The 9486-nt window shown below is 37.7% G+C and carries 8 protein-coding genes; 6 read left to right on the top strand and 2 right to left on the bottom strand.

Features of this window, described 5'->3' with window-relative positions:
- Positions 1–230: 230 nt before the first annotated feature.
- The gene (locus tag HMPREF9444_RS09395; protein ID WP_009144200.1) at positions 231–776 is read right to left on the bottom strand and encodes an NAD(P)H-dependent oxidoreductase; all 546 of its coding nucleotides are present in this window, start codon (positions 774–776) and stop codon (positions 231–233) included.
- A 221-nt stretch (positions 777–997) separates the two neighbouring features.
- Here HMPREF9444_RS09395 and HMPREF9444_RS09390 point away from each other — a divergent pair, with 221 nt between their 5' ends.
- Positions 998–1903: a LysR family transcriptional regulator gene (locus tag HMPREF9444_RS09390; RefSeq protein WP_009144199.1), complete on the top strand. Its 906-nt coding sequence runs from the start codon at positions 998–1000 to the stop codon at positions 1901–1903.
- On the opposite strand, the gene HMPREF9444_RS09385 is transcribed toward HMPREF9444_RS09390, so the two are convergent.
- Positions 1900–2967 (bottom strand): beta-N-acetylglucosaminidase domain-containing protein, encoded by a 1068-nt coding sequence (locus HMPREF9444_RS09385; RefSeq protein WP_009144198.1) that lies wholly within the window; start codon positions 2965–2967, stop codon positions 1900–1902. The two genes, HMPREF9444_RS09390 and HMPREF9444_RS09385, sit on opposite strands and share 4 nt — an antisense overlap.
- 175 nt (positions 2968–3142) lie before the next feature.
- Here HMPREF9444_RS09385 and tig point away from each other — a divergent pair, with 175 nt between their 5' ends.
- The 5 genes from tig (at position 3143) to HMPREF9444_RS09360 (ending at position 9432) form a co-directional block, all read left to right on the top strand.
- Positions 3143–4456 (top strand): trigger factor, encoded by a 1314-nt coding sequence (tig, locus tag HMPREF9444_RS09380; protein WP_009144197.1) that lies wholly within the window; start codon positions 3143–3145, stop codon positions 4454–4456.
- A gap of 155 nt (positions 4457–4611) precedes the next feature.
- Complete coding sequence (gene clpP / locus HMPREF9444_RS09375; protein ID WP_009144196.1) at positions 4612–5214, top strand: ATP-dependent Clp endopeptidase proteolytic subunit ClpP; 603 nt, start codon at positions 4612–4614, stop codon at positions 5212–5214.
- Positions 5215–5230: 16 nt separating this feature from the next.
- Entirely contained in the window at positions 5231–6517 is a 1287-nt protein-coding gene (clpX, locus tag HMPREF9444_RS09370; RefSeq protein ID WP_009144195.1) for an ATP-dependent Clp protease ATP-binding subunit ClpX, read from the top strand.
- 139 nt (positions 6518–6656) lie between these two features.
- Positions 6657–9125: an endopeptidase La gene (lon, locus tag HMPREF9444_RS09365; protein ID WP_009144194.1), complete on the top strand. Its 2469-nt coding sequence runs from the start codon at positions 6657–6659 to the stop codon at positions 9123–9125.
- Positions 9126–9144: 19 nt separating this feature from the next.
- A complete protein-coding gene (locus HMPREF9444_RS09360) occupies positions 9145–9432 on the top strand; it encodes a P-loop NTPase family protein (RefSeq protein WP_009144193.1) in 288 nt (95 codons plus the stop codon).
- The last annotated feature ends 54 nt before the right edge of the window (positions 9433–9486 follow it).

Here is a 9486-nt window from a genome sequence, read left to right as displayed (position 1 = left end):
TACCATCCCTAAGCGTAAGTATCTTACCGTTAAAGCTAAGCTGTTTTTAGTTTATTTTTGTCTTCGATTTTTGTTAAATACTGATTTTTTAGAGCTTGTAATAAGGAAAAAGCATTAAAAGTTAAAGAGTTGCAGTGATATGTATGGAAAAACAAATAGGTCAGATTGGAGAGGTGCTGTTGACATAAGACAATCCTCAGTCAAAAGAGGATTGTCTTTATTTATTGATATCAGATTGTATTAATAAGGCTTATTACACGTTTTGCGTGTTCACAGGCTTTGGCTTTAATTTGGCTTAAAGAAGCTTCATCAGTGCGCAATTGGTATGAAACCCCACCTGTGTAAACATAACCCTTAAACTCCATACCGCATAAATTGCAAATTCCATGAATGGGATAAAGCATATGATCAATGCCGCCGTTGGCAAAAAACGTTTCAGGAGCTCCTGTAGTAAAGGAAGCAATTAACTTTTTGCCTTGCAGGCTTTTGCCCTTAGAACCGTGAGAAAAACCGTGTACGAAGGTCTTTTCTACCCATCTGTGTAAAAGCGAAGGCATTGAATACCAGAAAATAGGATACTGGAAAACAATAATATCTGCTTTTATGAGTTTTTCCTGTTCTTTTTTAACATCAATATTAAAATCAGGATATTGTGCATCTAATAAATCAAAAACCGCATCAGGCAATTGCTGCTTTAAATTTTCAAGAATAGTTTTGTTGGCTACGGAATCTTGTTCAAGATCTGTATGTCCTGATACTACGAGTATATTTTTCATTGCATTACCTCAGTTCACATTGACAGCAAAAGTATAGATCTAAGTCTATCCTTCACGATAAATATGAAAATTTAACTCAATTGTTGTGTTTTTGTGCAAATTATTTAAAAACGCTTTTTTAGATTACATTTAAAAGGTGTATATATTTAATGTTGCGGATTTTATTGCCGATCTTTCCTTAAACGATGTATGGCTGAGCTGCTTTTGGAGATGTATGTTATATGGATTTAAGGGTTTTACGATACTTTATTGTTGCTGTGGAAGCTAAAAGCATTAACGAGGCGTCAAGGCAGCTTTATGTTACTCAGCCCACTTTGACCAGGCAATTTCACGAGCTTGAGGAAGAGGTCGGGCATAAGCTTTTTGAGCGCTCAAAAAACGGTATTAAACCTACCGAGAAAGGTCTTTTACTATATCAGCGCGCCGTTGAGGTGTTGGACATGGTATCGCGCATGAAAAAGGAAATAAAAACATCTGACAAACTTGAAGGCGTTATTTCTTTTGCGGCAGCGGAAACCCCGACCATGCTTAATATTGCCAAAGTAATGCATGAATTTAACCAAAAAAATCCTTTTGTGTATTTTGATTTGATGACGGCAATCAGACAGCATGCGTTAAATTATATTGAAAATGGAATATGTGAGCTGGCTCTAACGGTTCATATGCCGGATCCGTCTTTTGCCTTTTTAAAAATACATGATAAAAATCGTTTCGGAATTTATACCCTTAAAGGAAGTGTTCTTTCTCAAAAACAAAAGATTTGTCCTCAAGATTTGCGCGGTTTACCGATGATTATGTCAAAAACTATGTTTCAGAATAAAGCATTGGAAGGATGGTTGGGGTTCCCTCCTATCAATCTGCGAATTGCTGCCACATGCGATTTTATAAATAATGCAGTTATGCTGGTTAAAAGCTCTTTAGGTCATATTATCGCTTTTGACGGTTTAATCGGCGATCACTCGGACTTTAACAATGCTGTAGTTTTTGTACCGTTTGAACCGACTTTGTATTCTGAAAGTTATATTGTGTGGAAAAAAGACCGCATGCTTTCTCAGCCTGCCCGAATATTTTTAGATGAGCTTAAAGCCGGTCTAAAAATTTCTGATAAAAACGAAGCTCGTACTTAAGTAAGGCATGCAGGATCAAAGCGGTATTTGCCCAAAAGATAGTCTTTAAGCTCCAAAACGGCAGGTGAGCTGTCATTTATCAGTTTTGATAAAAGTTCGTCTTTATGAATTTGCGATATTTTTGATAATCCTTCTTTTTCAAAAAATTTTTGATTTTCCAGAATGAGTTTTGTTTTATCTTTAAAAATATCGTTTAAGCATTTTAACCATGCGTCTTTGATTGCGCTGTCCGAGAGGTTTTTGTAAATTAAAGGCAAAGTTGTTAATGCTGGATAACTTAAGTACATTTCGAGCATTGGGTTTACAGCATGACCCTCTATTTTGCCTAAAAGATTTCTTCTTCCTTTAAACGCAGAAAGAAATAAAAAGTCCGCTATATTTTTTCCGTCGTTTACCGGGTAATTATCCCAAATAAACGGTTTTCTGCCTAAAAGTTCTGTTGCTCTTAAAATATCATTTTCAGTTATGTCTTGAGACAGCACTTTAGGTCCTGTCCAAAAAATATCAATATCAGAAGGCAGACTTGCAGTCAGTTCAGTAAAATAATGCTCGGGTCTTTTACCGAAGACACGATCCAAAATCGGATCCTCAGAATAATAAGAAGGACAAACAATAAGTCGTTTTATTCTTGACGGCATATTATCGTAAACATCTTTTATGATCTTATTTTGTAAAAAGCCAATATGCGGATCTTCAAGCTTTACGTCATCAAAAAGCAGGGCAAGTATTACTGAATTTGTTCTTTTGGTGTAGCTGTCGATTCTTTGCAGAAGTTTATTTCTTAATGAGTCAAACGATGAACTAAGATTAAGCGGGCTGATACCGATACCGAAATCAATGTTTAAAATTCTGCTTTTCTGTCCTAAAAACGATAATTCTGAAATTTTTGCTTCTGGCATGCTTTCACTTAAATCTGAACGCAGGAATTTGTCTTCTTTAGGAGCATAAATATAAAATGAGTAATTATTTTTATGAAGAAAATCCAGCAGGTGTGATCTTTTAGTATATCCATAGCTTTTTCCGAAAAAGCCCTCAATTACTCCAAGATAAGCAGATCCAGCCATTTTTTTATCCTAAATTGGAATCTTAGTTAAATTAACGTGGTGTTTTTATCTTGATAGGATAATCTAATCTTTTATATAATGCATAAGTTTTAACGACGTTTTGCACGGTTTATATTGCAGCGTCAAAGAATTTTTTATTTATTTAGTTAGTTACTGCAACCTATAGAGGTAAAAGATGCAGGTTTCAATCGAGAACAAAGAAGGTTTAAAACGCCTTGTTTCCGTAACTGTTCCGGCAGAAGAGTTCAAAAAGGCATATACTCAGGAATTGCGTAAAGTTGCTAAGACCGCTCGTATTGACGGTTTCCGTAAGGGTCATGTTCCTACTTCCGTATTAGAGAAGTATTATGGCGCCAACATTATCGGAGAAGCTTCTTCATCTGTTATTAATTCCTCTCTCGTTAAGGCTTTACAGGAAAACAATCTTGATGTTCCGGGCATGCCTGAGATTACAATTAAAACCTGCGATCTCGGTCAGGACTTCGTTTATGAAGCTGTCTGCGAAGTTTCTCCTGAAGTTGCTGTAAAACCTCTTTCCGAGCTTCAAATTGAAAAAGTTAATGCTGAAATTACTGAAGACGACATCAATGATATGATTGAGACTCTTCGTCAGCAGCAGGCTAAATGGAAAGTTGTAGATGACGGTGAGGCCAACAAAGACAGTCTTGTTAAGATCGATTTTGAAGGTCGTGTTGACGGTGCTCCGTTTGAAGGCGGTAAAGCAGAAGACTTTTCATTGCATTTAGGCAGTGGCCGCATGATCCCTGGTTTCTCTGAGCAGATTGTAGGTCATAAGGCCGGCGATAAATTTACCATTCAGGTTAAATTCCCCGAAGATTATCATGCCGAAAATTTAAAGGGTAAAGACGCTGAATTTGATATCACCGTAAATTCTGTTTCTGAACAGGTTCTTCCGGAAGTCAATGAAGATTTTGTTAAGCTTTTCGGTGTTAAAGACGGTTCTATGGAAACTTTCCGCAAAGATTTGCGCCGCAATATGGAGCGTGAATTAAAGCGTGCAGTAACTCAGAAAAATGCTTCTAACGTTTATGAAGCTGTTAGCAAGCAGTATGGCGAGTTTGATGTTCCTAAGGCAGCTGTAGATGCTGAAATTAAGCGTTTACGTGAGCGTACCGAAGCTAATTTCCGTAGATACGGTATGACTCGTTTGCCTGAGCTTAAGGATGAAGTATTCCAGGAAGAGGCTCTTCATGATGCTCGTTTAGGTTATGCTATTCGTGCTATCGTTGCCGATTTGAAGCTTGAAAAGGCTGATGATGCAACTGTAAATGATAATCTTGCTATGATCGCCGATGCTTATGAGAATCCTGAAGAGGTTATCAAACAGCTTCGTGCCGACAAGCAGCAGATGAGCTATATTATGAACAAGTCCTTTGAAGATGATGTTGTTAAAGCAATTCTTGCTAACGCTCAGGTAACTGACGTTAAGAAGTCTTTCAAAGAGCTCATTGGTAATAATCAGCAGTAATTTCGTGAAAGATCCCAGATATAAGAGGGGTCTTTTATGAATATTTGAAAACTGTTTATAGATTTAATAAGGTACTTTATTGCCTTAAAACCTGTTTGCGTTATATTCGTAAACAGGTTTGTTTAACTTATGTGGTCGTCCTTTAAGGAGAAACAATGGCATCTACACTAGTGCCGATGGTTATTGAACAAACTGCCAGAGGTGAACGTTCTTTTGACATTTACTCAAGGCTGTTAAAAGAACGTGTGATTTTTATGACAGGAGAAGTCGAAGATCACATGGCCGATTTGATCGTCGCTCAGTTATTGTTCCTTGAATCAGATGATCCTGATAAAGATATTTATCTTTATATCAACTCGCCAGGCGGTGTAGTTACTGCAGGTATGGCCATTTATGACACCATGCAATACATTAAGCCGGATGTTTGCACATTATGCATGGGTCAAGCCTGCTCCATGGGATCTTTTCTTTTAGCCGGAGGCGCTCCGGGCAAGCGTTTTGCTCTTCCTCATTCACGCATCATGATTCATCAGCCCTTAGGCGGTTTTAAAGGTCAGGCTTCTGACATTATGATTCATGCAAGAGAAACAGAGCGGGTAAAACGAACTTTGACTGAGCTTCTAGCCAAGCATACCGGCAAAAGTGTTGACGAGGTAATGCAGGATTGCGATCGTGATAATTTCATGAGTGCCGAAGAGGCGTTAGCTTATGGTCTTATTGATCGTGTAATTACCAGTCGTGATGAAATTTCCAATTAGTTATTAGTTAAGAAAAATGTCTGATACTAAAAATCCCGGCAAATCAGTATGCCTTTTTTGCGGTAAACCTTCATCTAAAACCAGAACATTGATTCAGGCAAGCAGTGGTAACTGTATTTGTTCAGAATGCGTTCAGCATTGTAATGAAATTTTAAAGCAAAAAGGCGTTTTGACAGATGTTCCTTCGAGTGTAGAAAACGCCGGTCTGGATTTGGAGAATATTCCTACTCCGCATGAGCTTACTCGTCATTTGGATGACTATGTTATAGGCCAGGATGAAGCTAAAAAAGTTCTTTCTGTCGCAGTATATAACCATTACAAGCGCTTAAAGCACTCAATGGATAATAGCGATGTTGAGCTTGGTAAATCTAATATTTTGCTTATCGGACCTACAGGTTCCGGAAAAACGTTGCTTGTTCAGACTTTAGCTAAATTTTTAAATGTTCCTTTTGCCATGTCCGATGCTACTACTTTAACAGAGGCAGGGTACGTTGGTGAAGACGTTGAAAACGTTATTGTTCGTTTGTTGCAAAGTTGCGATTACAATGTAGAAAAAGCTAAGCGCGGTATTGTCTATATTGATGAGATAGATAAAATTGCCAGAAAGTCTGAGAACCCTTCTATTACTAGAGATGTTTCCGGTGAGGGTGTTCAGCAGGCTTTGCTGAAGCTTGTTGAGGGAACGGTAGCATCAATTCCTCCTCAGGGTGGAAGAAAGCATCCGCAGCAGCAAATGATTGAAGTTGATACCTCTCAAATTTTGTTTATTTGCGGCGGTGCATTTGACGGATTAGATAAGATTGTAGAAAAACGCGTTTCAAAGAATTCCGGTATAGGTTTTGGTGCTGAGGTTTTAGGTGAGAACGATAAGCTGTCTTTAACCGAAAAATACCGTAAGGTTGAGCCTGATGATTTGGTTAAATTCGGAATTATTCCCGAATTTGTCGGTCGTATGCCGGTTATTACCGCTCTATCCGAGCTTGATCGCGATTCTTTAGTTAGAGTTTTGCGTGAACCGAAAAATGCAGTTGTTCGCCAGTTTGAGACAATGCTTCGTTATGAAGGAGTCGACCTTGAATTTACAGAAGAAGCTTTAAAAGCAATTGCTGATATTGCCATTAAGCGACATACCGGAGCTAGAGGCCTGCGTTCCGTAGTTGAGGGATTGCTGTTAAATACTATGTATGATATTCCTTCAGTAAATGATGTAGCTAAAATAATTGTTGATGAACAAACGGTAAAAGAGCAGCTTGAGCCCAAGGTTATCAAAAAGACTCTTCCTGCTAATGAAGCTGCCTGTTAATCTTTAAATCGTGATCTGATAAAAGATCGCGATTTTTCCCTTCTTGAATTTTGTTCTTTTGTCCTTATATATCATTTGCAGTAAATAATTAATATTTAATTTTGAGTAAGCCTGAGTTACAGATTAGAGATAAATAAGTATGTCCGAAAAACAACTAAATGAATTTAAAACACTTCCTTTAATTACTTTACGCGGCTTAACCATCACACCGCATTCTAATGTACAGATTATTGCAGCTCGCGATCAGTCAATTGAAGCGTTTAAGGCAGCAATAGAATCAGATAGTCGCGAAATAGCGATTTTCTGTCAGCTTTTTGATACTGATGAGGCTCCTTCTTCTGATCGCTTGCAAAAAATAGGCGTTTTATGTCATGTTTTATCAGGAGACAGTCGTATTCCTGATAATTATCGCAGCCTTATTTACGGCTTTAAACGTATTAAACTGTTAAATATTATTGATGATCCTAAAGTTCGTTATCGTCAGGCAGAAATAGCAATTCTTGAAGAGCCGCAAATCGATCTGAAAATAGAAAAAGAATATCTGGATGCTTTGCAATCCGCTCTTTTGTATGCAATGCAGCATTCTGAAAATTGTGCACGACCGCTTATTGACGGAACGGTACCTAATGATATGGTTGAGAACATTAAGAATCAGCAAAAATTAAATGTTCTTACCGATATGTTGTGTCAGGTATTGACTCTTGATCCTGCAGAAAAACGTCAAATGCTTGAAACCTTATCTGCAGTTGAGAGAGCAAAGGTACTGATTGCTCTTTTAAACGGTTATTCATATAAAGCTGAATTAGATAATCGAATCCGTGAGGAAGCCAGACTTTCCATGGAGAAGAATCAGAAAGATTATTATTTAAACGAGCAGCTGAAAGCTATTAAACATGAACTTGATCTTGATATAGATGATGAAGATGAAATTGCTGAGTATAAGGAAAAATTAAAAAATTTAAAGGCTCCTCAAAACGTTAAGAAAAAAATTGAAAAAGAACTTAAAAAACTATCGGTTATGAACAATAATGCCGCTGAAGGTACTATTGTCAGAAATTATATAGATACTCTTTTGAATATACCGTGGGAACAAGGAGATGAAGTAAACTCTGATTTGGTAAAAGCAAGAGAGGTTTTAGATGCCGATCATTACGGATTGGAAAAAGTAAAGGATCGCATTTTAGAATTTTTAGCGGTACAAAGCCGTACCGATAATAATCGCGGCAGTATTTTATGTTTGATGGGACCTCCCGGCATCGGCAAGACATCTTTATGCGCTTCAATAGCAAAGGCTACCGGACGTAAATACGTACGTGTTGCTTTAGGCGGTATGCATGATGAATCCGAAATTCGCGGACATCGCCGTACTTATATTGGTGCAATGCCCGGTCGCATAATTCAAAATATCAGTAAGGTAGGGGTAAATAATCCTTTATTTTTACTTGATGAAATAGATAAAGTCTCAAATTCATTGCACGGAGATCCTGAATCTGCATTGCTTGAAGTGTTGGATCCGGAACAAAATAAAAGCTTTACCGATAATTATGTGGAGCTTGAATACGATTTATCCAAAGTGTTTTTTATTGCAACAGCAAATTCTTACAATATTGCCCAACCTTTGCTTGATCGTATGGAAATTATTGATTTGTCTTCATATACGGAAGAAGAGAAATTCCATATAGCTAAAGAGCATTTAATTAAAAAGCAAATGCATCTTACTGCTCTTACGGATAGAGAGTTCAGTATCACTGATGAAGCAATATATGAATTAATTCGTTATTACACCCATGAAGCAGGTGTTCGCGGTCTTGAGCGCATTATTAATGAGCTTTGCCGTAAAACAGTAAAAGAAATGATGATGTCAAAAACGGCAAAAAAGACCAAGACAACGAAAAAACGCATCATTACTATAAAAACTCTTGAAAAGCTTTTAGGTCCTAGACGTTTTGATTTCACATCAAAGCTTAAGGAAAACAAAGTAGGTCTTGTTAACGGACTTGCTTGGACTTCGCTTGGCGGAGATATTTTACAACTTGAGGCGGTTGCAAATGAAGGCAAGGGTAAGCATTTACTTACCGGAAAACTCGGTGAGGTAATGAAGGAATCAATTAGTGCCGCAACCACATTGGTCCGATCCCGTTCTTCTTTATTACATCTTGATAAAGAGTTTTTTGAAAAATGCGATTTGCATATTCATGTTCCCGAAGGAGCAACGCCGAAGGAAGGACCTTCTGCCGGTGTGGGAATGGTTACTGCCATTGTTTCTGCGATAACGGGCAACCCGGTACGAGCCGATGTGGCTATGACGGGAGAGATCACTTTACGCGGAGATGTTCTTCCTATAGGAGGACTTAAAGAAAAACTTTTAGCTGCTCTGCGCGGCGGTATAAAAATCGCTTTAATTCCTAAGGATAATGAAAAGGATTTATGGGATATTCCTGCTAATGTTAAGCGTGGCATGAAAATTATCCCTGTAAGTAAAATTGACGAAGTTTTAAAAATTGCTTTAGTTAATGATCCTTTTTCATTTATTCCAACCACTGTTTGGAAAGAGCAAATATGCAAATCTAACGAAGAAAATTCTGGAAAAATAATTCCTCAAGCGTAGCTAGATAAAGGGTAACAACATGCAAACGGATCGCACTTCACAAATTATCAATTCGGCTAAGAGCTTATGTGATTCCTTAGAAAAATTGACTACACAGCTTTCAGGCCCGCAGGAACCTTCGGAAGTATTGCTTAAAATATTAAAACAGCTTACGGTTACTGTTGAAAATTCTTTGCCTGATTTGCGTGACTATGTTGATACCCTTGAATTTCAAGAAGATTCTAGAGCTGATGATTTGTTGAAAATAATTAATAGGCTTGAAGATGAATTATTAGTTAAAGCAATGGAGTTTATCAAAAAAGATTAGCGGCTAAAACCCCGTCCTTCATGGCGGAGATCATCGCGAGGAGAAACTCAGTGT

The organism is Succinatimonas hippei YIT 12066 (genome assembly GCF_000188195.1).
Taxonomy (GTDB): domain Bacteria; phylum Pseudomonadota; class Gammaproteobacteria; order Enterobacterales; family Succinivibrionaceae; genus Succinatimonas; species Succinatimonas hippei.
The sequence above is the reverse complement of the archived record's forward strand: the minus strand, read 5'-3'. Positions and strand labels throughout refer to the sequence as shown.

Coding starts and splice junctions, on each gene's coding strand:
- HMPREF9444_RS09360 (WP_009144193.1), top strand. CDS start 9,145: ATGCAAACGGATCGCACTTCACAAATTATCAATTCGGCTAAGAGCTTA.
- HMPREF9444_RS09390 (WP_009144199.1), top strand. CDS start 998: ATGGATTTAAGGGTTTTACGATACTTTATTGTTGCTGTGGAAGCTAAA.
- HMPREF9444_RS09385 (WP_009144198.1), bottom strand. CDS start 2,967: ATGGCTGGATCTGCTTATCTTGGAGTAATTGAGGGCTTTTTCGGAAAA.
- clpP (WP_009144196.1), top strand. CDS start 4,612: ATGGCATCTACACTAGTGCCGATGGTTATTGAACAAACTGCCAGAGGT.
- lon (WP_009144194.1), top strand. CDS start 6,657: ATGTCCGAAAAACAACTAAATGAATTTAAAACACTTCCTTTAATTACT.
- tig (WP_009144197.1), top strand. CDS start 3,143: ATGCAGGTTTCAATCGAGAACAAAGAAGGTTTAAAACGCCTTGTTTCC.
- clpX (WP_009144195.1), top strand. CDS start 5,231: ATGTCTGATACTAAAAATCCCGGCAAATCAGTATGCCTTTTTTGCGGT.
- HMPREF9444_RS09395 (WP_009144200.1), bottom strand. CDS start 776: ATGAAAAATATACTCGTAGTATCAGGACATACAGATCTTGAACAAGAT.